This is a genomic window from Burkholderia sp. 572 (genome assembly GCF_040545135.1).
GTDB lineage: Bacteria > Pseudomonadota > Gammaproteobacteria > Burkholderiales > Burkholderiaceae > Burkholderia > Burkholderia cepacia.
In genome coordinates, this window is sequence record NZ_JBEPLH010000014.1 from 171,369 (window position 1) to 195,003 (window position 23,635).

The 23,635-nt window shown below is 63.5% G+C and carries 20 protein-coding genes; 14 read left to right on the top strand and 6 right to left on the bottom strand.

The genetic code is table 11. The annotated features are described in order from the left end of the window. Positions 1 to 33: 33 nt before the first annotated feature. From ABIC51_RS26100 to ABIC51_RS26135, 8 genes are all read left to right on the top strand, one after another. Positions 34 to 513: a MarR family winged helix-turn-helix transcriptional regulator gene (locus ABIC51_RS26100; protein ID WP_060311417.1), complete on the top strand. Its 480-nt coding sequence runs from the start codon at positions 34 to 36 to the stop codon at positions 511 to 513. Then, positions 510 to 2,642, top strand: coding sequence for an FUSC family protein (locus tag ABIC51_RS26105; protein WP_175901375.1), 2,133 nt, complete (start codon positions 510 to 512; stop codon positions 2,640 to 2,642). Before ABIC51_RS26100 ends, ABIC51_RS26105 begins: the two co-directional genes overlap by 4 nt. A gap of 34 nt (positions 2,643 to 2,676) precedes the next feature. Continuing rightward, on the top strand, positions 2,677 to 2,889 hold the full coding sequence (locus ABIC51_RS26110) for a DUF1656 domain-containing protein (protein ID WP_027792190.1): 213 nt from the start codon (positions 2,677 to 2,679) through the stop codon (positions 2,887 to 2,889). A gap of 2 nt (positions 2,890 to 2,891) precedes the next feature. After that, positions 2,892 to 3,869, top strand: coding sequence for an efflux RND transporter periplasmic adaptor subunit (locus tag ABIC51_RS26115; RefSeq protein WP_027792191.1), 978 nt, complete (start codon positions 2,892 to 2,894; stop codon positions 3,867 to 3,869). Beyond that, positions 3,866 to 5,395 carry an efflux transporter outer membrane subunit gene (locus tag ABIC51_RS26120; RefSeq protein WP_175901377.1) on the top strand — a complete coding sequence of 510 codons (1,530 nt, stop codon included), beginning with the start codon at positions 3,866 to 3,868 and terminating at the stop codon, positions 5,393 to 5,395. Before ABIC51_RS26115 ends, ABIC51_RS26120 begins: the two co-directional genes overlap by 4 nt. Before the next feature lie 235 nt (positions 5,396 to 5,630). Then, positions 5,631 to 6,056 (top strand): TOBE domain-containing protein, encoded by a 426-nt coding sequence (locus tag ABIC51_RS26125; protein ID WP_027792193.1) that lies wholly within the window; start codon positions 5,631 to 5,633, stop codon positions 6,054 to 6,056. Positions 6,057 to 6,155: 99 nt separating this feature from the next. After that, on the top strand, positions 6,156 to 6,746 hold the full coding sequence (locus tag ABIC51_RS26130; RefSeq protein WP_146254996.1) for a nitrogen fixation protein NifQ: 591 nt from the start codon (positions 6,156 to 6,158) through the stop codon (positions 6,744 to 6,746). A gap of 70 nt (positions 6,747 to 6,816) precedes the next feature. Further along, a complete protein-coding gene (locus ABIC51_RS26135; RefSeq protein ID WP_319001569.1) occupies positions 6,817 to 7,071 on the top strand; it encodes a VOC family protein in 255 nt (84 codons plus the stop codon). Positions 7,072 to 7,293: 222 nt separating this feature from the next. Here the strand turns inward: ABIC51_RS26135 and ABIC51_RS26140 are convergent, their stop codons facing one another. Both ABIC51_RS26140 and ABIC51_RS26145 read right to left on the bottom strand, forming a co-directional pair. After that, the gene (locus ABIC51_RS26140) at positions 7,294 to 8,355 is read right to left on the bottom strand and encodes a DMT family transporter (protein WP_060311411.1); all 1,062 of its coding nucleotides are present in this window, start codon (positions 8,353 to 8,355) and stop codon (positions 7,294 to 7,296) included. Between the two features lie 501 nt (positions 8,356 to 8,856). Next, positions 8,857 to 9,519, bottom strand: coding sequence for a ProQ/FinO family protein (locus ABIC51_RS26145; RefSeq protein ID WP_146254983.1), 663 nt, complete (start codon positions 9,517 to 9,519; stop codon positions 8,857 to 8,859). A gap of 755 nt (positions 9,520 to 10,274) precedes the next feature. Between ABIC51_RS26145 and ABIC51_RS26150 the strand changes: the two genes are divergently transcribed. Next, on the top strand, positions 10,275 to 10,859 hold the full coding sequence (locus ABIC51_RS26150; RefSeq protein ID WP_175855696.1) for a DUF2889 domain-containing protein: 585 nt from the start codon (positions 10,275 to 10,277) through the stop codon (positions 10,857 to 10,859). Between the two features lie 134 nt (positions 10,860 to 10,993). On the opposite strand, the gene ABIC51_RS26155 is transcribed toward ABIC51_RS26150, so the two are convergent. Beyond that, on the bottom strand, positions 10,994 to 11,485 hold the full coding sequence (locus tag ABIC51_RS26155) for a flavodoxin family protein (protein ID WP_175855651.1): 492 nt from the start codon (positions 11,483 to 11,485) through the stop codon (positions 10,994 to 10,996). A 188-nt stretch (positions 11,486 to 11,673) separates the two neighbouring features. Further along, on the bottom strand, positions 11,674 to 12,327 hold the full coding sequence (locus ABIC51_RS26160; protein ID WP_059693701.1) for a TetR/AcrR family transcriptional regulator: 654 nt from the start codon (positions 12,325 to 12,327) through the stop codon (positions 11,674 to 11,676). An 83-nt stretch (positions 12,328 to 12,410) separates the two neighbouring features. Between ABIC51_RS26160 and ABIC51_RS26165 the strand changes: the two genes are divergently transcribed. From ABIC51_RS26165 to ABIC51_RS26180, 4 genes are all read left to right on the top strand, one after another. Beyond that, positions 12,411 to 13,535 (top strand): MBL fold metallo-hydrolase, encoded by a 1,125-nt coding sequence (locus tag ABIC51_RS26165; protein WP_027792199.1) that lies wholly within the window; start codon positions 12,411 to 12,413, stop codon positions 13,533 to 13,535. Positions 13,536 to 13,659: 124 nt separating this feature from the next. After that, positions 13,660 to 14,676: an AraC family transcriptional regulator gene (locus tag ABIC51_RS26170; protein WP_027792200.1), complete on the top strand. Its 1,017-nt coding sequence runs from the start codon at positions 13,660 to 13,662 to the stop codon at positions 14,674 to 14,676. Between the two features lie 1,805 nt (positions 14,677 to 16,481). After that, positions 16,482 to 17,177, top strand: a complete 696-nt coding sequence (locus tag ABIC51_RS26175; protein ID WP_011350423.1) for an AAA family ATPase — start codon at positions 16,482 to 16,484, stop codon at positions 17,175 to 17,177. After that, positions 17,170 to 18,201, top strand: a complete 1,032-nt coding sequence (locus ABIC51_RS26180; protein WP_175855653.1) for a ParB/RepB/Spo0J family partition protein — start codon at positions 17,170 to 17,172, stop codon at positions 18,199 to 18,201. The genes ABIC51_RS26175 and ABIC51_RS26180 overlap by 8 nt, the downstream gene beginning before the upstream one ends. A 94-nt stretch (positions 18,202 to 18,295) precedes the next feature. On the opposite strand, the gene ABIC51_RS26185 is transcribed toward ABIC51_RS26180, so the two are convergent. Continuing rightward, positions 18,296 to 19,612, bottom strand: a complete 1,317-nt coding sequence (locus tag ABIC51_RS26185) for a replication initiation protein (protein ID WP_021163671.1) — start codon at positions 19,610 to 19,612, stop codon at positions 18,296 to 18,298. A 2,554-nt stretch (positions 19,613 to 22,166) separates the two neighbouring features. On the opposite strand from ABIC51_RS26185, the gene ABIC51_RS26190 reads away from it, so the two are divergent. Next, complete coding sequence (locus tag ABIC51_RS26190) at positions 22,167 to 22,478, top strand: hypothetical protein (RefSeq protein WP_021163674.1); 312 nt, start codon at positions 22,167 to 22,169, stop codon at positions 22,476 to 22,478. Between the two features lie 181 nt (positions 22,479 to 22,659). On the opposite strand, the gene gcvA is transcribed toward ABIC51_RS26190, so the two are convergent. Beyond that, positions 22,660 to 23,565 carry a transcriptional regulator GcvA gene (gene gcvA / locus ABIC51_RS26195; protein WP_146254978.1) on the bottom strand — a complete coding sequence of 302 codons (906 nt, stop codon included), beginning with the start codon at positions 23,563 to 23,565 and terminating at the stop codon, positions 22,660 to 22,662. Between the last annotated feature and the right edge of the window lie 70 nt (positions 23,566 to 23,635).

Below are 23,635 nucleotides of genomic sequence, written 5' to 3' on the forward strand. Positions count from 1 at the left end.
CTATCGAATTATTTTGCCCCTATCATCTCGCCCATGACCAATCTGCACGACCTCCGCCTCGCCGTCAGCAGCCTGCTCGTGCTGTCCGCGCGCAAGTGGCGCCGCACCAGTGACGGCGTACTGAACGCGTACAACGTGTCCGAGGCCTGCGCGACGCCGCTGCTGATCGCCGGGCGCCTCGGCGAAGGCGTGCGGCAAGGCACGCTCGCCGAACACGTCGGCATCGAAGGGCCGTCGCTCGTGCGCCTGCTCGACCAGCTGTGCGCGGCCGGCCTTGCGCGCCGCGACGAGGATCCGCACGATCGCCGCGCGAAGACGATCTCGCTGACGGCCGCCGGCCGCGCGGTCACCGCGAAGATGGAGGAAGACCTGCGCGTGCTGCGTGCGCAGGTGCTCAAGGGTGTCACGCGCGCCGATCTCGAAGCGACGCTGCGCGTGCTCGACGCATTCAATGCATCCGAATCGCCCCCACCCGCCGCGCGCGCACCCCGCACCGGCAACACCACGTCATGACCTATCCGAGCCTTCGCGACTGGCTGTTCTCGGGCAAGACGTTCGCCGCGTCGATGCTGGCGCTGTACCTCGGCCTGTATTTCCAGTTGCCGCGCCCGTACTGGGCGATGGCGAGCGTCTACATCGTGTCGAACCCGTTCGTCGGCGCGACACGCTCGAAGGCGCTGTATCGCGCGCTCGGCACCGCGCTCGGCGCGGCTGCCGCGATCTTCTTCGTGCCGCCGTTCGTCGAGACGCCGCTGCTGTTCGCGATCATCGTCGCCACCTGGTGCGGCACGCTGCTCTACCTCGCGATCTCCGACCGCACCGCGCGCAGCTACGTGTTCATGCTCGCCGGCTATACGATGCCGCTCGTCGCTTTGCCGACCGTGACTGATCCGTCCACCGTGTTCGACGTCGCGATCGCGCGTACCGAGGAGATCGTGCTCGGCATCGTCTGCGCGAGCGTGGTCGGCAGCGCCATCTTCCCGAACCGACTCGCGCCGACGCTGATCGAGCGCACCGATGCATGGTTCAAGGACGCCGCGTTCTACGGCCGCGAGACGCTGTCCGGGCACATTGCCGGCAAGGCGCTGTCCGCGTGCCGGCAACGGCTCGCGGCAACCATCACGGGCCTCGAATTCCTGCTGAGCCAGCTGAGCTACGACCATGCGCATCCGCGCATCCTCGCGCGTGCGCAGGCGCTCGCGGGCCGGATGCAGCTGTTCCTGCCGCTGATGTCGTCGCTCGCCGATCCGTTGATTGCGCTGATGCGCGACCTGCATATCCGGCCGGCCGGGCTGGACGACCTGCTCGCCGATGCCGCGAAATGGTTCGACGCACCGTTGCCGGCGGTCAAGGCCGGCAACGACGGCGACATGACCGACGACCCGGTCGCGGAGCGCCTGCGCGAACGCATTGCCGCGCTGCAGCCGGCCGACGACGCGCTCGCGAGCTGGGACGGCGCGCTGCTGTCGAACGCGCTGTGGCGGCTGCGCCAGGTCATCGACATCTGGCAGGACTGCCGCTCGCTGCGCGCGCTGATCGGCAACGAATCGGGCGTCTGGCAGCCGCGCTACCGGCACTGGCGGCTCGGCGGCACCGAGCGCTTCTTCGATCGCGGGATGATGCTGTTCTCGACGCTGACCGTCGCCGCCGCGATCGTGTTCGCGAGCTGGCTGTGGATCGCGTCCGGATGGCACGACGGCGCCGCGGCCGTCACGCTCGTGGCCGTGTCGTGCAGCTTCTTCGCCGCGCTCGACGAGCCGGCGCCGCTGGTGTTCAAGTTCTTCCTCGCGACGACCGCGAGCGTGGTGTTCGCGGGCCTGTACCTGTTCGTCGTGCTGCCGCACGTGCACGATTTCGCGATGCTCGTCGTGATGTTCGCGGGCCCGTTCATCCTGATCGGCACGCTGCTGCCGCGCCCGCAGTTCAACATGGTGACGATGCTCGTCGCCGTGAACACGGCCACCTTCATCAGCATCCAGGGTGCGTACGACGCCGATTTCTTCGTGTTCCTGAACAGCAACCTCGCGGGCGTCGCCGGGCTGCTGTTCGCGTATGTGTGGACGCGTGCGACGCGGCCGTTCGGCGCCGAGCTCGCGGTGCGGCGCCTGCTGCGCTCGGGCTGGGAAGACGTCGCGCGCTCCGCGTCGACGCAGCCGCTCGACGACCAGCGCAACCACGCGTCACGGATGCTCGACCGCGTCACGCAGCTGCTGCCGCGTCTCGGCGCGTCCGACGATCACCGTCATCCGTCGATCGAAAGCTTCCGCGACCTGCGCATCGCACTGAATGCGCTCGACCTGCGTCGCTCGCGCCGCCGGCTGTCGGGCGACGTGCCCGACGCGATCGACCGCGTGCTGGCCGGCGTCACCGACCACTACGCACGCTGCGCGGCCGCGAACGCGCGCCAGCCGGCACCGCCCGCGCTGCTCGCGACCATCGACGACGCGTTGCAGCGCGTCGCGGGCCGCAACCTGCCGGGCGCCACGCCGGCGGAACACGACGCCGCGCCCGCTGCGTCGGCCACGCCCGCCACGCATCGCCGGCTGCGCGACACGCTGCACGCGCTCGTCGGCCTGCGCCTGTCGCTGTATCCGGCCGCGGCGGGACAGCCGCCGCAGGCGCCCGACGGAGCACGCGCATGATCCCGCTTTCCCATCCGTCTTTCCGACCGCGACCATGATCGGCGAAATCGACATCTTCGGCGTATTCGTGCCGGCCCCGCTCGTGCTGATGCTGATCGCCTACCTGATCAACATCGTCGTGCGCGCCGTGCTCGAGCGCGTCGGCTTCTACCGCCTCGTCTGGCACCGTTCGATCTTCGACCTCGGCATCTACGTGTTCGTGTTTGCCGCCGTCGTGATCGTTTCCCACCATCTCGTGGCTAGCTAACCGTGAAAAAAACCTGGCTCTCGGCAGGGCAAATCCTGCTTACCCTGATCGTCGTCGTCGTGGCGGCCGTCGTGCTGTGGCGCATCGTCAACTACTACATGTTCTCGCCGTGGACCCGCGACGGTCACGTGCGCGCCGACGTGATCCAGGTCGCGCCGGACGTGGCGGGCCTCATCACGTCGGTGCAGGTCGCCGACAACCAGGAGGTCAAGCGCGGCCAGGTGCTGTTCGTGATCGACCAGGCCCGCTACACGCTCGCGGAACGCCTCGCCGAAGCCACGCTCGCCCAGCGCCGTGCGACGCTCGCCCAGGCGAAGCGCGAATACGCGCGCAACCTGCAGCTCGGCAACCTGGTCGCGAGCGAACAGGTCGAGGAAAGCCGCACGCGCGTCGAACAGGGTGAAGCCGCCGTCGCCGATGCGCAGGTGTCGCTCGACACCGCGAAGCTGAACCTCCAGCGCACGACGATCGTCAGTCCCGTAGACGGCTACCTGAACGACCGCGCGCCGCGCATCGGCGAATACGTACCGGCCGGCCGCGCGGTGCTGTCGATCGTCGACCGCAATTCGTTCCGCGTCGACGGCTACTTCGAGGAAACCAAGCTGCGCGGCATCCATATCGGCCAGCCGGTCGACATCATCGTGATGGGCGAACCGCATACGCTGCGCGGCCACGTGCAGAGCATCGTCGCCGCGATCGAGGATCGCGACCGCACGCAGGGTGCGAACCTGCTGCCGAACGTGAACCCGGCATTCAGCTGGGTGCGTCTCGCGCAACGCGTGCCGGTGCGCGTCGTGCTCGACGAAGTGCCCGACGATTTCCGCATGATCGCGGGCCGCACCGCGACCGTCTCGATGCGCGAAGCCGACACGCGCCGCAACGACAACGCGAAGCCGGCAGGCGCCGGCACGGCGTCGGCCGTCGCGCCGGGTTCGACGGCTTCCGCCACGGCCGCCAGCGCAACGGGAGCATCGCAATGAAGCGGCATGGACTGCGCCTCGCCGCGACGCTCGCACCGCTTGCGCTGGCACTCGGCGCGTGCAAGTCCGTCGGCCCCGATTACACGCTGCCGCAGCAGGCGTACGTGAATGCGCCGCTCGCGAACCACGCGCTCGACGACGCGAACGGCACGCTCGTGTCGCGCGACGCCGTGCCCGGCAACTGGTGGCAGCTCTACGACGATCCCGTGCTCAACGCGCTCGTGCGCGATGCACTGAAGTCGAACACCGACCTGCGCGTCGCCGCGGCCAACCTCGCGCGCTCGCGCGCGGCGCTGGAAGTCGCGAGCCAGCAGGGCGGCTTCTCGGGCGGCGCGGAAGCCGCCGTGCAGCGCGCGCAGGAATCGGCCGAGCAATACCTGCTCGAGAACAAGCTGCCGGTCGTCAACGAAGGCGCGGTCGGCATCAATGTGTCGTACGAGATCGACCTGTTCGGCAAGCTGCGGCGCGGCGTCGAAGCCGCGCGCGCGGACAGCGAGGCCGTCAGGGCCGCCGGCGATCTGGCGCGCATCACGGTCGTCGCCGACGTCGTGCGCGCGTACGTCGAATCGTGCTCGGCCGGCGACGAGCTGGCCATCGCGAAGCAGTCGCTCGCGCTGCAGAAGCAGCGCGTCGCGCTGTCGCAGCGGCTGCGCGATGCCGGGCGCGGCAACCAGACCGACGTGACGCGCGGCGTGACGCAGGTGCGCACCCTCTCCGCCGATATCCCGCGCTTCGAAGGCCGCCGCAAGGTCGCGCAATACCAGCTCGCCGCGCTGCTCGCGCGCTCGCCGGCCGACCTGCCGAAGGCCGTCGCCGAATGCGAGCGCCTGCCGAAGCTGCGCCAGCCGATTCCGATCGGCGACGGCGCCGCGCTGCTGCGCCGCCGCCCCGACGTGCGCGAAGCCGAGCGGCAACTCGCCGCCGCGACCGCGCGCATCGGGGTGGCAACCGCCGCGCTGTACCCGTCGATCAGCATCGGTGCGTCGGCCGGCTCGGTCGGTGTCGCCGCCGACCTGTTCTCGTCCAACACGAATCGCTGGTCGTTCGGCCCGCTGATCAGCTGGTCGTTCCCAGTCAACGGCCAGCGTGCGCGAGTGCGCGAAGCGGAAGCCGCGACGGGCGGCGCGCTCGCGCACTTCGACGGTGTCGTGCTGAACGCGCTGCGCGAGACGCAGTCGAGCCTCGCGACCTACGCGGCCGACGTGCAGCGCACGGAAGCACTGCGCACGGCTTATGAATCGGCACGCAGTTCCGCCGACGAAACGCATCGTCTCTATGTGGCCGGCCGCGAGTCGTTCATCTCCGACCTCGACGCGACGCGCACGCTGACGAGCGTGCAGGCGCAGGTGGCGGCAGCCGAAGGCCAGGTCGCGGCCGACCAGGTGCGGCTCTTCCTCGCGCTCGGCGGCGGATGGGATGACGATGCGGCATCCGACGCGTCGAAACAGATATCGAAACAGACGCCGAAGCCGGCACCCGCAAGCGGTGCGTCGGCGGCCTCGGCCGCCGTGACCGCAGCCGAGTAACCTGCCGGTGAAGAACGGGGAGCGCGTTTGACGCGCTCGCGGCCAGCCTGGGCTCGCCGGAAGCGTTCGACGCATGGCACCCCGGGCAGCCGTGCGACCGCGCGACCGTGCGCAACCGGAATGCCGGGCATCGCAAACCCGAGCCGCATTGGGCCGGCATTGAAGGTAAACTCGTCCGCACTTTTCCGTCTCTTACTCGCCGCCCGCCGGGCGGTTCATTTTCCGGAGATCCATCATGCGAACCAGCGCCCGCAACCATTTCGCCGGCCAGGTCAGCGCCGTCAAGACCGGTGCCGTCAACGACGAAATCACGCTCCGGACGCAGGACGGACTCGACATCGTCGCCGTGATCACCCACGGCAGCGCGGCTTCGCTGGGCCTCGCGGCCGGCTCGAAGGCGTTCGCGCTCGTGAAGGCGTCTTCGGTCATCGTGATGGTCGACGTCGACAGCAGCAAGGTGTCGGCCCGCAACTGCGTCGCGGGCACCGTATCGTCGGTCACGAAAGGCGCGGTCAATTCGGAAGTCGTGGTCAAGGCCGCGGGCGGCGCCGAGATCGTCGCGATCGTCACCAACGACAGCGTCGATCGCCTCGGCCTCGCGAGCGGTACGGCTGCGTCCGCGATCTTCAAGGCATCGAGCGTGATCGTCGGCGTCGAGTGAACGCGTGACGATCGTGATGGCGATGGCGATCCGTTTGGCATCGCGCATTCGTGCGGATCATGCGGATCGTACCGTGCGGCTGTCGCGCCGATGCCTACGATGACCGCCGCGTTCGATGACGCTCGACAACGGGCGCTGCAGTCGCTGCTGTCCGCAGCCGCAAACGCCGACACGCCCGACGCACGCCTGTTCGGCACGCTCGTTGCGGCACGCGCGCGCCGCAACGAACTCGGGCTGCTCGGCCTGTCTCATCCGCAACTGGCCGCCGTGCTGGCGCGGCAGTTTCCGCGCCTGCCTGCGGCCGACGCCGCGGCTCTCGTGCCAACGGCCGCGACAGCGTTGCTGCCATCCACCCACGCTGCGTTCGTCGCGACGCTGCACGCACGGCTGATGGACGACGCGAATCCCGCCGTCGACCGCGACGACGCCGGCTGTCTCGCGTCGATCATCGCGCACGCCTGCCTGCGCCCCGATCATCTGTGGCGCGATCTCGGGCTCGACGGGCGCGACGCTGTATCCGCGATGCTCGATCGCTATTTCCCCGCGCTTGCCGCACGCAACGTCGCTCACCTGCGCTGGAAGAAATTTTTCGCGCAGGAAGTGGCGGCATCGCTCGATGTGCCGCCGGGCCCGGCGCCAGGGTGCCCGGGCTGCGAGGATTTCGGCTCCTGCTTTCCTCAAGCGCGATAGTCGCCACGGTAGCCCGTGCTGCCGATTCGATTCGTCGCATCGCCATTCGAAGAAGCCGCGTTGGCCGGCATTGCGGCCACCCAGCCTGCCGGCGTGCGGTTTCGAAGCCGCCTTCCGCTTCTACGAAAAACCGGGATTCGCTGAAACCTGGCACGACCGCGGCTGGATACGCATCGAGCACCGCGACCCGTTGCCGGAATTCCATCCGCATCGCAAATTCAATGCGGCGACGAGTTGGTTCAGTCGCCGCTTCCGGCTCGCGAACTTCCGCACGCTCTTCGACGACGTGCTCGCAGCCGGCATTCCCGAACAAACGACCGGTTGACCGCGCGCGCACCGGCCCACGCACAGAGCCTGGGGCGGCAGAGTCGGCTCACCGATCGATCCGGACAGATTGCCGCCCCGGTTGATCCAGAGCGAAGACCAGGCTCGCCCCCGTTGTTGCGACCACGACCCGGCAGCGCCGCCAACAGATGCGAGCGCGATGCAGCGCACGCCCCATAAACGGTTACCTTACGCGCCGCTTCGTCCGCCGCTTGTGGTACGGTCAATGCCGGTGCCGGTGATGAATGTCCGGAAAATGCGCATGGCTGTGCGTGATCGGCAGATGCACGTGCGGATGCGTGTGCGGTTCGTTGCCGTCATACGTAAAGTCGTGCGCATGCTGGTGATGTTCGTCGTGCCGATGGGGGTGCGTGTGCTCGAGCCGCTCGTGCGTATGCGTGTGTTCATGCCGCTCGCGAACGTGCAGCCAGATACCGAGCGCCATCAGCGCGGCAGCGATCCAGAACGTCGCGGGCGGCAGCGCGGGCCAGATCAGCAGCGACAGCACGACGCCGAACAACGGCGCGATCGAGAAATACGCGCCCGTGCGCGCGCTGCCGAGATGACGCAGCGCGACGACGAACAGCACGAGGCTGATCCCGTAGCCGCCGAGCCCCGTCAGCATCGCGGCGGCCGTGACCGGGAGAGCCGGCAGCGTCGCGCCGGTCGCCAGCGCGATGCCGATGTTCACGGGCCCTGCAATCAGCCCCTTCACGCAAGCGATGACCATCGCATCGTTCGCGGCCACCTTGCGGGTCAGGTTGTTGTCGATCGCCCAACACAGGCACGCGCCGACGATCAGCAACGCGCCGACCGGCACACCGGCCCGACCTGGCGTCCACGACAGCAGCGTGCCGCCGGCGACGATCGCGACCATCCCGAGGAACACTTGCGTATCCACGTTCTCGCGAAACACCACCCATGCGATGACGGCCGTCAGCACGCCTTCGAGATTGAGCAGCAACGCGCTCGTCGCCGCTGGCGTGCTCGATAGCCCGAGCATCAGCAAGGCCGGTCCGGCCACCCCGCCCGCCGCGATCGCGCCGGCCAGCCACGGCAGGTCGGCGCGCTGCAGCGGCGCGGCGTCTGCGGCCGGTGCGTGACGGTTGTGCAGGCGGCGGAGCAGGATACCGATACCGAGCCCGACGCCGCTGCCGAGATAGAACAGACCGGCGACCATGAACGGCGACATCGCGCCGATCAGCGCCTTGGCAAGCGGTGTCGCGGCGCCGAACAGCGCGGCAGCGGTGAGCGCGACGAGAATCGCGGAATGTCTCGAGTGCATGATCGGACTGGATTGACGTTGAATGGCGCCGGTAGCGGCTTCGGGTTGTGTCGCAGTTGGCGTTCAGTACCTTTCTGAATGCAAGCTGCATCTCACCCGTCAACTTGCGAACGAACCGACGTGCCCCGGCGAGATTATCGCGCGTCAACGTGTCAGGACGACCGGGCACGAGCGCTCACATGCCATGTCGATGCTTCCGGCATTACGCCATTTTAGGAAACCGAATTAACTGGATGAAGCGTCGTCGCGTTCCGGACATGCGTACCGTCCACGCGCAAACGACACAGTCGAGACATCGCGCGTGCAGCACCGATCGACGAACTTTCTTCGTCCGGTTGCAGGGTCTGTTCGAGGCGGGATAGATAAGAACCCGGCGCGTCAGGCGCCGGTGGGAGGAGTCCTGACCTGCCTCTGTCGAGGTAGGTCAGTCAGTCGTGTCGTTTGCCGCAGGCGATGTGCATGCGGGTCAGCGCCGCGCGGCATACAGCCGCGCGCTGCCGGTTACTCGTTTCCGGCCGTTTGCTGCTCGACCTGCGGCACTGCGTCGGCTTGCGCTTCCACGTTCGCCGGTTGCGGCTCGGCAGCCGCCTCGGCCTGCTGCTCGGCCTTCGGCTGCTGCTGCGCGCCCTTGGCCGATTGCGCCGCGCCCTTGCCGGGGCGGCGAGCCTTCAGCCGGCGCGCCCGCGCTGCGTCGTCATGCGTGACGCGCCCTGCTTCGTTGCCCTGCAGGTCGACCCGCACGGCATCTTCGACGAGGCACGACCAGTAGCGGTTGCCGCGGCACCACGTCGACATCGCTTCGCGCAGTTCGGCTTCGTTGAGCCCGACGGCCTGTGCTTCGCGCGCGAGGTCGTCCCAGATGCCGACCTTGAGCGGCACTTTGGGGGCCGGATTCTTCGGGAACGCACGCGGAAACTTACGCTGCAGTTTGCCGATCGCAACGATGACCGGATCGACCGGCGCCGACGGCTTCGCCGATGCAGGCTTCGCGCGATGCGGTGCTTTGCCGCCGGCCGCAGCCGGCTTGGCGCCACGCTGCGGCTGGTCGCCGGACTTCGGCTTCGCGCCGCTGTCCGCCGGCGCTGCCGGCCGCTTCGCGTTGCGCTCCTGCTTGGCCTTCGCTGCGAGCTGCGCCCGCAATTCGGCAAGTTGTTCAAAACCCATAAATTCAATCCACCAGGAATATAAGGTGTGGTTCGTGCGGTCACACCGCGCGGCGCACCCGCTTCGCCGCCATGCGTGCGACCCGTCTGCCGCCGAGGCGGAACACTACGGGGCCGCATCGCGCACGCCACTCTGTTTTCAGGCACCCGGCCACGATGCCGGACAAGGCAGGAGTGGAAGTATACCGGTACGCGCGACGGCCGGTTGACTCACTGGTCTGCATTGACCCGATTCGGGGTACCGGAAATGCATCCGTACGGTCGTGTTGCGCATTATATGGATACGTCTCCGGAAGTCACGTCGTTCACCCTCGTCGGCGGAAATCGGGGCCATCTTGCGCGCCCCGATTGCCCCGGCGGCGGCACTGACCGACGCCCCACGAAAGGTATTCCGCCTTGGGGCGCCGCCGCGATCGTGCCGCATCGATGCGCCGCGAACCTCGGTCGCCATTCGCGATCCCGGGCGGCGCCGTCGGTTGCGTGTAAATCGACGATTGCGCCAATGTGAAGCGCCCGGCGACGGATCGGCGCGTGTATCGCGACATGCTAATGCCTCCGTCGATCGCATCGATATCCATACTCGACTCGTTGCGTCCGCATCGATCCCGTCGCGTACGAAGATGCCGAAAAGTGCGTAGTATGGCCGGATCGATGGCGGCGGAGGTATCCCTCGACCCGTTTCGCTGCGCACCGGGCCAGCCGTCGACATCTCGCTTGCCGGCAAAAAGAACCGGTCGCACGAAACGGAGCAGATACATGGTTCCCCCACACGACATCCCGCACGACGGCATCACGCGCGAGGAAATACACCACCGGCAGATCGACATGCGCGGCTATCGGCGCAGCGACGGCCAGTTCGAAGTAACAGCCTGCCTCGCGGATCGCAAGACTTTCGATTTCACACCGCCGGGCGGCACCCGGACGGTCGCTGCGCTGTCGCCGATCCACGACCTCGGCGTGACATTGGTCTTCGACGCCGACATGATCGTCCGCGCCGTATCCACGTTCCTCCGGTCACATCCGTATGCGCAGTGTCCGGGTGGCGGCGACTCGCTGCAGGCGCTCGTCGGATTACGCATCGGCGCCGGCTGGAACAGCGAGGTTCGCAAGCGCCTGCCGTCGTGCGATACGTGCACGCACCTGAAGGAATTGCTCGGCCCGATCGCCACCACGGCCTATCAGACAATGGTCGGCATGCGGAAGTCATCGCTCGAGGAACTCGACAGCGACGGAAAGCCGCTCAAGATCGACAGTTGCCATGCATATGGCGCATCGCGCGATCTGGTGAAACGCCTTTGGCCCGAATACCACCGGCCTTCGGCGCAAACAAAATGCAGCTAAGCGCCAGGCAGTCGCGCCAGTCCAGTGCCCGCACCGCAGGATCGGTACCGCACCGGTGTGCACGCGTCATGTGCACGAACGTACTTCGGTCCGGCCTCACGCCGACCGGCCGACGCTGTCGGCGGCCTGAGTGATCAGAAAACGCCCAGTGCAAGTCCCGCTGCAAGACCTGCGCCCAATTCGGCGCAGCGCGCGAGATCGTCGCCGTCGATCGTCTTGGCCGCGAGGATGCGTTCCGGCGTCTGCGCATGCGTACAGACGATCAGGCCCGGCGCCACGCTCTTCAGCCGCCAGCCTGTCGCGATCCGGTCGATCTGGCGCAAGGCGTTCTCTCCATCGCTTCCCGCGCAGATCATCACCGCATACGGGCGGCCGTTCACGCGATCGAGCGCCGCGTAGTAGCAGCGGTCGAAGAAATCCTTCATCAGCCCGGACATCGCCGCGAGATTCTCAGGTGTCGCAAACAGATAGGCATCGGCGTCCAGCACATCGTCTGCGCTCGTCGCGTCCGCGCGCTGCAGCCGGACGTCGACGCCGGATTGCTCACGCGCCGCGCCGGCAGCCGCTTCGGCCATCTGTTGCGTGCCTCCGGTCATCGTGTGATAGACGATCAACAGTGTCTTCATGCGTCGTCACTCGCGTTCGGCTTCAGGTATGCCGGCAGCATCTCCGGGTTCCGCTGGATGGCCAGCGATCATATGAGGCGGTTCCGCATCCGTGGATCTGCCGGTTTGCCGGCTCGTCGGGCCAGGGCGCGCGTCGAACATGCGCATTGCGCCGGCCTCGCTTCGCGCATGATCGACCGGATGCACGATCAGTCCGCTGCGGCGCGTGATGCGTCGGAGTCTTCCGGTCGCGCGTAGTACGCGAGAAACATGTCTGCGGCGGATTCCGCGACTTTTAGTTGCTCCGGCGCCGCGAGTGGCGGCTGGCCCATCGTGATCTGCGGCCAGAACGCGAATGCCTTCACGACACCGTGCAGCTGATGCGCGGCAAACACCGGATCGGTGACCGACAGGCGTCCGGCCGCCGCGGCCGTTCGCACCCAGACCGTCATGTCTTCCTCGCGCTCGCCGAGACGCTCGACCATGTCGCGCGCGCGTTCCGGCGAATGGATGGCCGCACCGATCGCGACACGTGCGAGCGCGAGAAATGCCTCGTCGCCGAGCAGGCGCATTTTGCGCTCCAGCAACGCGAGCAATTGCTCGCGCAGCGGCACGTCGGAACGATAGGTTGGCGAGCTGCCGGTTCGAGTCGCATCCCACAATTTTTGCAGGATCGCGGCGAACAGCGTTTCCTTGCCCGGAAAGTGGTTGTAGACCGTGCGTTTCGACACGTCCGCGCGCGCGGCGATTCGATCCATGCTGGTCGCGTCGTAACCCGACGCGAGAAATTCCTCGATGGCCGCGTCGACGATAGCCGCGCGCTTTCGATCGGTCAGGCGCTGAGGGGGAGTGCTGGTATCCATTCGGAAATTTTACACCGCGTAGTTTACTTACCCAAAAAATAAACTACACTGTTTAGTGTACTTTATTCTCCGGACGAACCTACATGGCATCGCCTCTCGTTTTGATTCATCGCATTCTGGGTTTTGCGGCCGCCCGACGCGGCCGCACGCTGTCTGGCGGCTCGCCGCAGCACAATGGCGAGCGCTTCAGCAATGTCGCCCCCCGGCCGGCCGAGGGGTTGGGCAAGACACTCGGCATCGCGTGGAACATGCTGTTCAACAAGCCGCGCAATACCGTGCCCGCAGGGATGCTGCCCGTCGATTCGCTGACCCGCGCGGAACTCGACGCGGCCCCCGATCGCAGCCTGTACCGGCTCGGCCATTCAACGCTGCTGCTCAAGCTGCGCGGCGAATTCTGGCTAACCGATCCCGTCTTTGCCGAGCGCGCGTCGCCGTTTCGTCGCGTCGGCCCAAAGCGTTTCCATGCGCCTCCGATCGCACTCGAAGATCTTCCGCCGCTGCGCGGCGTGATCCTGTCGCACGATCACTACGATCACCTCGACCGCGACACGGTGCTCGCGCTCGCGGCAACCACCGGTGTGTTCGTGACAACGCTGGGTGTCGGCGACCGCCTGATCGAGTGGGGAATCGACGCGAAGAAAGTCCGTCAGCTCGACTGGTGGCAGAGTGTCGACGAAGCCGGCTTGACGCTGACCGCCACGCCTGCCCAGCATTTTTCCGGGCGCAGCCTGTTTGATGGCAACAGCACGCTGTGGGCATCCTGGGTCATCGTCGACGACGACTTGCGCGTGTTCTTCAGCGGCGACACGGGCTACTTCGATGGTTTCCGGACGATCGGCGAGCGCCTCGGGCCGTTCGACGTCACGCTGATCGAAACAGGCGCATACGATGCGCAATGGCCGTACGTCCACATGCAGCCGGAAGAAACCGTGCAGGCGCACATCGATTTGCGCGGACGCTGGCTGGTCCCGATCCACAACGGCACGTTCGATCTCGCGATGCACCGCTGGCAAGAACCGTTCGAGCGCGTCACGGCGCTGGCGATCGTGCGTGGCGTCGAACTGTCGACGCCCAGGATGGGCGAGCGCCTCGCTCTGGACGAGCCGCATCGCGGCGAGCGGTGGTGGCGCACTGTGGACGAGCGCGCGCCATCCGTTGCCACGAAATCACGCCGCTGGCCACTTTGCACGTCGCAAGCGACGAAGTAGGTACACCGGACATTGCGCATTTTCCCGGGAGCGCGGCAACGCCGAGCCTCCGGGAAGCTCGTTTCCGGCGTACCTGCACGTCGATGGGCCCGCCTGTAGACCCGATTACCCGAGTAGAGAAGTCATGCATCCGGCACCTGCCCCATACTCCCCCGGCCAACAGGTCGACGCCTCCACCATTGCTGCATTCAACCCCGTCTCTCCTCGATCGACCCGCCAGAGCCGGGAGAGCGACCTGCGGCTGACACTCGCAGAGCGCGTCGCGAGGTGGACGGACGGTGTTGACCACCTCACCACGGCCATTCCGAACCTGAGCCTCCATCGAAGGGAGACACCGACGCAGCCGATGGACTGCATGGTCGAGCCAAGCTTCGGGCTCGTCGTCCAGGGTACGAAGCGGATCATTCAAAGCGGCGATGTGTATCTATGCGATGCCAACCGTTTTCTGATCACGTCGCTCGACTTGCCTGGTTCAACGCAGGTCATCGAGGCCAGCCGAGAAACGCCGTTTCTCGGGATCGGGCTCAAGCTTGATTTTCGCGTCATGGCCGAACTGATGGCGCAGGTCGCACCGGATCACGAGGATGCCCCCGCAGGTCGCGGCCTCGTCGTCGGCGATATGACCGAACCGCTCTACGACGCAGTCAACCGGTTGCTAGCGTTGCTCGATGATCCCAACGCCATTGCAGTTCTCGCTCCGTACGTGGAGCGGGAAATCTACTACCGGCTGCTGACGAGCGACCAGGGTGGCCGCCTGCGTCAGATTGCGTCCGCCGGCAGTCAGGGCAACCGCGTGTCGCGGGCGATCCAGTGGTTGCGAACCCATTATGACGAGTCGCTGCGAGTCGACGATCTGGCGACGCAGGTTCAGATGAGCAGTTCGACTTTCCATCATCACTTCCGCCTGCTCACTGGCATGAGTCCGCTGCAGTACCAGAAATGGATACGACTCAACGAAGCACGTCGGCTGATGCTGTCCGAGCGACTCGACGCCACGTCGGCATCGTTCCGGGTTGGATATGCGAGCCCGACCCAGTTCAACCGCGAATACAGTCGGTTGTTCGGCAATTCTCCGCGAAGAGATATCGATAACCTGCGCAGCGGAACGGATGTCGTTCTGTCGGTGGCGGCAACTTACTGATCGCCGGAGTCGTACCGAAGATGCAGGATACCGATTTTGGCGGTATCCGCAGAATGGTTGGATCGGTTCCACGCTTGGTCCGGGCGAGTCACACGCTTGCAGCGGGACGCGCGCCTCTCGATTTCTTGCCGACTCAGGACTGACGGCTCGGCGGCCGCCTGGCGACTTGTAATTGAGTATCGAGTGATGCGTGACTGCCCCTCGAAGTCGGATGTTTCCCCCAACTCGCGAGCAAAGTGCAGATACAAGCAGTTCGTTCCATGCCGCTCTCATGAGCCAGTGATGACTTCGCCCCCCCTCTTCAACGACAAAGTCCCTTGGCGGCCTTCCCAGCGCTCGGCCACAAATTCTTTGGCGCCGGGATTCTCGCGTCACTCTGTAATCCAACAAGTTGAGCAACCAATGCGCGTTGTCACGTGACAACTCACGCCGATTATTGGCGCGGACATCCGATCAGAGACTCGACAGCGTGTCGTGGTGTATGTGATCCGCGAAATTCGATTTGTCTCAGCTACCTGGGCGGGCTACATAAATCTCAAACACTACATAATACGTATCAATAAATACAAATCGACGCGTCTTTATGCGCGCTGCCGGACGCGGGGCACGAAATGATCATGCGCCCCCATTTAAAGGCGCAATCTTGTCGATATTGCGTGAAACAACATGAAGAATATTGCACAACTCGTTGCTGGATAAGGACTTCCACGAGCATCGAATTTCTTGGAATTGTTTCACGATCTGGCCCGTTTGAGTTATCACGCGACCTTCAATCTGAGGTTTGTCGCAAATCGGAGCCTCGCACACACGGCTGTCGCGCAAACGCTGATACTGCGCCGGCGGGAACGGGGTAGGCACGACAAAGCCTCGCCCTCCCCTGCTGGCTAACGTTCGATGAAGATGCAACTGAGCGCTTCCCAGAAAATGGGGACATATCATCGATGCTTATGGCATACGTTCGGGGTGCTGTTCCAGTAAGCGGGCCCCACCGTTTTTCGGGGGTATGAATACGGATTGCCGACGACGATGGGGCGGAAACTGCGATCAAACGATGCATCAAGCTCTTCGATACAGTGTGTGCCGACCGACGTGCAGGGCAACGTGGCATTCGACACACACGCTCTTCAAACAACACTCCAGTTGTCACGTAACAACTCAGCAAACAACCGCCCCGGAGAATGGCCTTTCGCGACGAGCCAACAGTGACGAATCATCCCTTTACCGATCTATCTGTTCAATCAGCGGGGTTTGGTCGCAACAGGGATCAAAAACGACTCAGAGCGGTCGTCGCCAGACGTTCTGGGTCGATTGTCACGTGACAACTCACCTCGCTGCGAGGTAATCGTGCGAAACCACCGATCGAACATTGAAATGATCTCACCGAGGTCGTAACCGCGATCTATCCAAAGATTTCTCGGTGTCGGAGCGCATCGAAAAGCGCCAAATTTCTACGTCTTGTCACGTGACAACTGAGCTTCCCGACGACATTCTCTAAGCCGACCTACCGGAGTCACTAAGAGTTTTGCCGCGAGCTCCGCAAGATCAAGCGGCCAGCCTCCAAGGCGTCAATCCGTCCCCACCGTTAAAGCTCGTCGAACTTTCCCGCGATCTTTGTACGTGCATTTCGAGCAAGATCGTCGATTTTATTTTTACTCGATCATCGCCCATCGCTGACTCGTTAGCCATTCGGCTACTTGTCACGTGACAACCCAATCGGTCACTAAGACATACATCGCATCGACGGCTTTTTCTGGACATTTAGATAATAACTGCATATATTACACAAAACTCCGTGGAGGAATTTAATGGCTTTCAAGATCGCCGTCAGTAATCAAAAAGGTGGGACTGGGAAGACAACCATCTCCGTCAATATCGCGGCTGCGTTCGAAGCAGGCGGCAATAAGGTCGCCCTGATCGATGCCGACCCTCAAGGCACGTCCGTCCGGTGGGTAACGAGCGGCGAGAACACGCTGCCGATGACGGTGCTTTCGCTGGCCCCTGCCGGCCGCGGCATTGGCGGTGAAATCAAAAAACAAGACGCGAACTTCGATGTGATCGTCGTCGACTGCCCCGGCAACCTCGAAGATCCGCGAATCGCATCGGTACTCGAAGTTGCCGATTTCTGCCTTGTGCCGCTGTCGCCGTCGCCTGCCGATCTCTACAGCACCGTCGCGATGATCCGCATGATCGAATCGATGCGATCCGTCCGTAACCCAAATCTGTCTTCCGCATTAATGCTGAATAGTGTTAATGGAAAAACTAAAATGCGTGAAGAAATTTTAAAAATTCTAAGAGCAGAAGAAATAGGGGAGCATCTGCTCGACAGCCAGATCGCGCAACGCGAGGTCTACCGTCAGACGTTTGCACTCGGCACCACGATCCATCATCACAATCGGTACCTGAAGGGCCTGAAAGAAGCCCGAGCGGAAATCGAAAAGCTGGTCACGGAAATGGCCCAATACATCGCGTCAACGCGCGCTACCGGAGCCGCCCATGGCTAAGGACACCTCGAAAGACAAGAAGCCGACCGGCAACCTGCATCTCGCAGCCGGCCTGCTGCGCGGGCTCGCGCAGGAAAATGCGGCACTCGAAACGCGGCTGCCCGAACCGGCGTCCGAACCGAACACCATCGGCGAATCGGCGCCCGCCAGCGCCCCGGCCGCGGCCGCACCCGCTGGTACGGCCGATCTTGGCGCGCCACAAAAGGTGCTGGTCAAGGATTGCATTCCGAACCCGTTCAATCCGCGCGTGTTCTACTCGGAGTCGAGCCTGCACGAGCTCGCCCTTACGCTGAAACGGGAAGGGCAGATCGAGCCGATCAAGGTGACGCGGCTGCCGGAGTTTCCCGGCAAGCTCGTCGTGATCGACGGGCAACGCCGGCTTCGCGCGACGAGCATCAACGGCGACGAAACCATCAACGCCACGTTCCGCACCGATCACACGCCCGAGCAGCTCTACACGATCGCGTATCGCGCGAACCACGACCACGAACGCCAGACGATCTTCGACGATGCGGTCGCGTGGAAGCGTCTCCTCGACGAGAAGGTCTTTTCCGACCAGAACACGCTGGCGGAAAAGATCGGCAAGGACAAGGCATCGATCAGCAAGACGCTGTCGCTCAACGCACTCCCGAACACACTCCTTGAACGGATGGCGAGCGCGAACGACGTGGTCGGCCTGCAGGCGGCGTATTTCCTGAAGCTGATCTTCGAACGCCTGGGCGAGCCGACGGCCGACCGGCTGCTGACGGCCGTGATCGACCGGAAAAAGTCGGTTCGTGATCTCGAGAATTTCCTGCGTACGCAGAGCGACGGCAGCAAGAAGGCCGGACGCACCCGTTACAGCGTCCGGCACGACTTCGCGCTCGAATCGCAAGCGATCGGTCAGTTGAAGACCTATCCGGACGGCCGCCTGGATCTGCAGCTCAAGGGCGTCGACGCATCGCACCAGGAGGCGCTCGCCGACAAGCTGAAGACCGTCATCGACGCGTACGTTGCCGAGCTGGCAACGGCTACGCAAAAGTAACGCGCGAAAAGCAGAAGGCCTCGCATCCGCGTTTCATCGCGAAGCCGGACGACGACGTCCGGCACGCGACGCGCACCCGGCTGCGAGGCCTCGTTCAGTTGCCTGCGAGACTGCTTTTCAGCAAGAATTCCAGCAAGTCGTCCGAGGTCGGTTCGCCCCACGTATCCAGCGCGAGCCATCGGAAGAAACTGGTCTGCGCGAGTTTGCTCGCCTTCTTCTTCGGCGACAGCGTCAAATCCTTCGAGCCTGCCACCGTCTCGTTGTAACGCTCGATCAGCTTGGTCTGGTCGTCGATCTCCAGTTCGCGGAAATACGCGCCTGCTTCCTCGACCTTCGCCGCCAGATATTTGTCGCGAATCTGTTCCTGCTTGCTCTGCGCGGATTCCTTCGCCGGTGCGGCCGCCTCCGTTCCCTGCCCGTCGGCCAGCGTATAGCCGTGCGTCAACGCCTTGCGGAAGTACGCGGCCACGTTGTCGACCGGCGCCGCATTCTTCTTCGTAGTCCGATTGAGCGTGTAGGCAATTGCAGCCTTGATGCGCTGCACGCCGTATTGCGTGATCAGCCGGCGCGCTTCCGAACGTGGAATGCCGAACTTGGCGACCTCCTCGACCAGCGCTTCGTTCTTGACGTCGCCGTCCTCCACCGTATCGGCGCTCTGCTTGCGCGTCACCTTGAACTGGACGGCTTCCACGCTCCGGCCGGACTTGTGTTCGATCAGCTCGAGCGTGTGATCCGAAACTTCGTTCACCTCCTGAATGCACGGCACCAGGACCTTGCTCTTGAACAGCTTGTATTCCTTGTACGACTGCGACGCCTTGTCCTGGCCGAGAATGAGGTCACGAAATTTCGGCAGCGGGATCTTCGCGGTGATGCCGATTCCTTCGTAGCGCACCGTGTTTTCCCACAACGCGAGCGAGTGCGACCGCCGGAACTCGCGAGCGATCCGCATATCGATCAATGCGTAGATCTCGGGGTTGAGCAACTCGCTGCGAATCTGGTCGGAGAAGCTGTACTTCAGCACCGATTGCTCGAGCTCCGCGCCAGCGAGGAGGCCTGACGCTTTCCAGACGGTCGATCGATCCGCGGCCAGATAGTCCCAGTTGACGACTGTACTGATCAGCGAGTTGACCGTGTCCTTCACGTATTTCGTGTTGTTGCTGTTCAACCCGCTCTCGTGCGAGAGCGACGCGATCGAGATCGAGAAGCTCGTCCGGCCCGGCTCGAACGCCTCCTGCCGAAGCGCGTTCTTGATCAGCGAGCTGAACATCTTGCGCTGCTGCAGCCCGATCTTCCCGGACTTGGGCGCGATATGAATCGCCTGGACCGCCTTGCGCAGCAAGTCGGGAGGCTCGGGTGTCTGAAACAGCGAAACCTGTTTGTCTGAGCCTTTGCTTGCGGGCTTGCGCGGCATCGTAATGTCCGGATAAGGTCACCTTGTTGAGAGCGGACTTTATACCTTTTCGCGGCGAGGGGCAACGCCCTTGTTCCTGCTTTACTTGCACTATCTCGGCTAACCTTCAGATACGAAAGGAAAATCTTCGATCAGACGATCTTTGCGGGGCCCCATATCCATCTACCTTTCGATCGAAATGCTTCCCACAAGCTGCTACCTTTCATACCCGGTCACGGAAACCCGGCACGGGATTTGCCCTCGCCAAGGTAACCATCCATGGGAAACAGATGTGCAGAACCGAGATCGTTGGGCACATTCATGGTGCCGTGCAGCACAGTCTCGTTTTCCTCCCATAACTTGCTACCTTCATCGATTCCCACAGGAGGGTACCTTTCAACCGGTCTTGATTGCATGGATGCCACATACCGCTCCCATAAACGGCAACCCTCTGTTTTCCCCATAAAAGGTTACCTGTCCGTGCCATCGATCCTGTCCATGGGAACCAACCACTGGAAAACCTGGAAAAAGGCAGTCGGGCAGCCCCGGATGGTACCCATAACCGGGTACCTTTGAAGCGCCCCATAACCGGCTACCCAAGAAAAATCACTGTGCATTCAGGCGTCTAGGGATCAAAAAAATGCCCCATAAAAGGCTACCTACATGCGTTCCCATAGACGACTACCCAACGTGTTCGGTGGCCGATTTCCCATAACCGGGTACGCTTGCCCCATATCCACAACCCTGACTCCCCACAACCCGGTACCCCAAACCCCAAATCCACAGACCTGAAACCCCAGACCCTTACACCTGTGCTCCCATAAATGGGTACCGAACACCTGTCAAACCCTTGTGGGATAAGGCTGTGAGCCGTCTAAAAGTAGTTAAAGAAGTAAACGTCGTTAACAAAAGATGTAAACACACGTGCGCGTCCACAGAAAGACGAACCCCATAAACCGCTACCATTGAGTAGCCGTCTATGGTGTTGCAGGCACCTCAAAGCTTCGATTCAGGCCTGGGAAACAGTGGCCTGGCTCCTCTTTCCGCAAAGGTTCCAGGCCCAACAAGGCTTCCAGAAGAGGTGAGTACATACTCACATCGGCTGAAACGTAGAAACTTATGGGAGAAAAACGGGGGGAAACTGCCCGTTTCCAGGTACAGGTTCCCGTTTATGGGATCGAAAAACCGGCCCCGCAGCCTCGCGAATGAACGTTATCGACCGGCAAAGTCGATCGGCGACCGGAAACATAGATCTCTTCGGTTTCGTTCACAGCAGTTTGAAATCATCCGCTACGGCCGGCGAAGGAATTTTTGCACTCAGGCCTCCTTGTCTGTGAAGAAAGTTCTCCGATCGTCGGCTTGCTCTTCTGGCCAAACCTAGCCTGTCGGCTGTGCACAGAGGAAATCGACGCGACTCGCTTCGCCGCGGCCGGGGGCGTCCAACTTTCTACCTTTCGCTCCATCAACCGAAAATCAATGCTGTGCCTTTCGCCCACAACGAGAGACCCTGGAACGGCTTCCCTGAGATCAAGTAGGGGGCGGCATCATTTGCACGTGTCGCCGGGTTCTGGGTCGATCCAGTATGCGTCGCGGGCCAACGTGAAGATGGAGGGATCACGAAGCTCACCAAAGTCGAATTCGAGCGATGATCCCGAACATTCTCACCTTCCGACACTTTTGGATCTCGTAAAAGTCCACCGGCCTGACGAGGCCGCAGGTATCGGCATGCTGTGCGGGCGGCAATGCTCGCCACGATGCGCTGCGGCCAAGGTCGCGGAATAAAAAATCTGTGTTTCGGGCACGCCGTCCGATGCGTTCCTGCGCTGAATCGGCCGGATCACACGTCATGGCGACATCATTTCCACGGACCACGTTCGCCCGACGACCGTGGTCACATCCGCGCTATGCCGTCAGCGCAGTCAATCGTGAAGCGGTCCCGGCCGATGTCATCACCGTTGGCAACGTCCACGCCTTTCGTCATACGGACCACACGGCGACCGTATTTGCCCACTAAGGCAGCCCCTGGGATCACAGTTCAGCGATGGGTTGCCTGATCGAACTGCACACGCTGTGTACGATGCAATCGTGCTTGCCTTGATCTCCGTAACACCGAATCGTGGTCATTTATGGGAGGAACCGTCGCTTGAGCCACGTCGGCCGGCAACGTGACACACAGTTCGACTGCTGCGACCGCGGTGATCGTGATTGGCCGAATGACGATCACGTCCAGGGTGAGCGTGCCGGCAACCCCGCCTATGAAACAGTCATGGGTATTTCGCATCACACCTCCATACATCACTCGTCCGCGTCTTCGGGGCGCAGGTACTTCGCGGGTGTCCGGCTTCCGCAATGGGGCGATCCACAATTCCCGTCCTGTCAGTGACCGTCCCGGTCGAGTGCCGTCCACGTTTTCTCCCATACGTGTATCCCCGAACTCCGTTGCACGTTGACGCCATATTTTTCACGACGCGGTTATGATGCACAGGTCCCGGATGCGGCACGACAACCGACCGGGGCAGGGGCGGTATCTCGATGGTCTTTCAATCCGTGATAAACCAGAAAAGAGAGTTCAGCGATGCGAATCCAGATCAGAAAACTCACGTTGGCTGCTACCGCAGCCGCGTTCCTGTTCGGCTCGGCAGTTCCCGCGTTTGCGCAGACCGACGCCAGCGCGTCCGCTGCACAGGACGCCAAGGCAGCGAAGAGCCAGGCACGCAAGGCGGCCAGGGCCCAACGCAAGGCAGAACACAAGGCTGCGCGTGCGAAGAACAACGCCGAGCTGAAGAAACTCGAAGATGCCGGTTACAAGCCGGCGGCCAATGATCCGAACTATCCGCAGAACCTGCAGAACGCGGAGAAAAAAGCCGGCATCGGCGCAAGCCAGTAAGCGTCGTCCGGCGGCAAGCCACGGATCGATCCGCGGCTTGCCGCATGCGTCGTCGTTCCACGGCGCACATCGAACGCAGCAAACCCGCTATCGACGATAGACAATACGCAATCCAGTCGCTCGCGTTATTTGATTCGTATTCCTGCATTTCACGGCGCGTGCCATTCGCACACCGACGCGGTCAGTTCCGCCCGCCCGGCGCAGCCGCATTTCCCGTCACCCTCAGCCAGTCCTTGAACGCTCGTACGGCGTCGTCGTTCGCACGTGCGGAGGCGACGTACGTGAAGTAACGCCACGGCGGCAGCGCCGGTTCGCCGAACGGCTGCACGAGCCGACCTTCGGCGATGTCGTCCGCGACGAGCGCGATCGGTCCCATCGCGACGCCGAGCCCGTCGAGCGCGCCCTGGAGCGTCAGGTAGAAATGCTCGAGCGTGAGCGAGTGGCGCGGCACGAGATTCGGATGTCCGGCTGCCGCGAGCCATTCAGGCCACATGCCGGGATAAGTAGCCGCGTGCAGCAGCGTGAAGCCGGCAAGATCGGCGGGCGTATGCAATGGTCGCCCTTCCAGCAGCTTCGGTGCACATACCGGTAGCCGGACTTCCGACAGGAATTCCTCGGCAACGTAGCCGTCGATGGCCTGCGGGCCGCCGCGCACAATCAGGTCGACCTTGTCGCGCAGCTTGTCGATCGGCTCGTTCGACGTCGACAGCCGTACCTCGATGGCTGGATGGGCGACCTGAAACGACGACAGCTTCGGCACCAGCCAGCGCAACGAAAACGTAGCAGGTGCACTGACGCGCAGCACGCGCTGCTGCGCATGGCCGAAATGCTGCGTGGTGGCCAGCGCTATTCGGTCGAACGACGCACCAACCTCGGCGAGATACGCGCGGCCCGCGTCGGTCAGCTCGACCCGCCGGTTATGGCGTTCGAACAGCGGCCGTCCGAGCCACGCCTCCAGTTGCTGAACGTGCCGGCTGATCGCGCCGTGGGTCACGCACAGTTCGTCGGCGGCCAGCGTGAAGCTGCCGTGGCGCGCGGCGGCTTCGAACGCGCGCAGCGAATTCAACGGAGGGAGGCGTCGGGCCATTGCATCGTTTCGCGTGATATTTACTCACACGATGGTTCAGGTTTAATCGTTTGATCGGGTGCTCAAGCTT

Excerpts from the sequence above, each read along its gene's own strand:
- ABIC51_RS26180 (WP_175855653.1), top strand. The coding sequence starts at position 17,170 with ATGGCTAAGGACACCTCGAAAGACAAGAAGCCGACCGGCAACCTGCAT.
- ABIC51_RS26155 (WP_175855651.1), bottom strand. The coding sequence starts at position 11,485 with ATGAAGACACTGTTGATCGTCTATCACACGATGACCGGAGGCACGCAA.
- ABIC51_RS26175 (WP_011350423.1), top strand. The coding sequence starts at position 16,482 with ATGGCTTTCAAGATCGCCGTCAGTAATCAAAAAGGTGGGACTGGGAAG.
- ABIC51_RS26190 (WP_021163674.1), top strand. The coding sequence starts at position 22,167 with ATGCGAATCCAGATCAGAAAACTCACGTTGGCTGCTACCGCAGCCGCG.
- ABIC51_RS26125 (WP_027792193.1), top strand. The coding sequence starts at position 5,631 with ATGCGAACCAGCGCCCGCAACCATTTCGCCGGCCAGGTCAGCGCCGTC.
- ABIC51_RS26110 (WP_027792190.1), top strand. The coding sequence starts at position 2,677 with ATGATCGGCGAAATCGACATCTTCGGCGTATTCGTGCCGGCCCCGCTC.
- ABIC51_RS26100 (WP_060311417.1), top strand. The coding sequence starts at position 34 with ATGACCAATCTGCACGACCTCCGCCTCGCCGTCAGCAGCCTGCTCGTG.
- ABIC51_RS26185 (WP_021163671.1), bottom strand. The coding sequence starts at position 19,612 with ATGCCGCGCAAGCCCGCAAGCAAAGGCTCAGACAAACAGGTTTCGCTG.
- gcvA (WP_146254978.1), bottom strand. The coding sequence starts at position 23,565 with ATGGCCCGACGCCTCCCTCCGTTGAATTCGCTGCGCGCGTTCGAAGCC.
- ABIC51_RS26130 (WP_146254996.1), top strand. The coding sequence starts at position 6,156 with ATGACCGCCGCGTTCGATGACGCTCGACAACGGGCGCTGCAGTCGCTG.
- ABIC51_RS26120 (WP_175901377.1), top strand. The coding sequence starts at position 3,866 with ATGAAGCGGCATGGACTGCGCCTCGCCGCGACGCTCGCACCGCTTGCG.
- ABIC51_RS26105 (WP_175901375.1), top strand. The coding sequence starts at position 510 with ATGACCTATCCGAGCCTTCGCGACTGGCTGTTCTCGGGCAAGACGTTC.
- ABIC51_RS26145 (WP_146254983.1), bottom strand. The coding sequence starts at position 9,519 with ATGGGTTTTGAACAACTTGCCGAATTGCGGGCGCAGCTCGCAGCGAAG.
- ABIC51_RS26160 (WP_059693701.1), bottom strand. The coding sequence starts at position 12,327 with ATGGATACCAGCACTCCCCCTCAGCGCCTGACCGATCGAAAGCGCGCG.
- ABIC51_RS26150 (WP_175855696.1), top strand. The coding sequence starts at position 10,275 with ATGGTTCCCCCACACGACATCCCGCACGACGGCATCACGCGCGAGGAA.
- ABIC51_RS26165 (WP_027792199.1), top strand. The coding sequence starts at position 12,411 with ATGGCATCGCCTCTCGTTTTGATTCATCGCATTCTGGGTTTTGCGGCC.
- ABIC51_RS26170 (WP_027792200.1), top strand. The coding sequence starts at position 13,660 with ATGCATCCGGCACCTGCCCCATACTCCCCCGGCCAACAGGTCGACGCC.
- ABIC51_RS26140 (WP_060311411.1), bottom strand. The coding sequence starts at position 8,355 with ATGCACTCGAGACATTCCGCGATTCTCGTCGCGCTCACCGCTGCCGCG.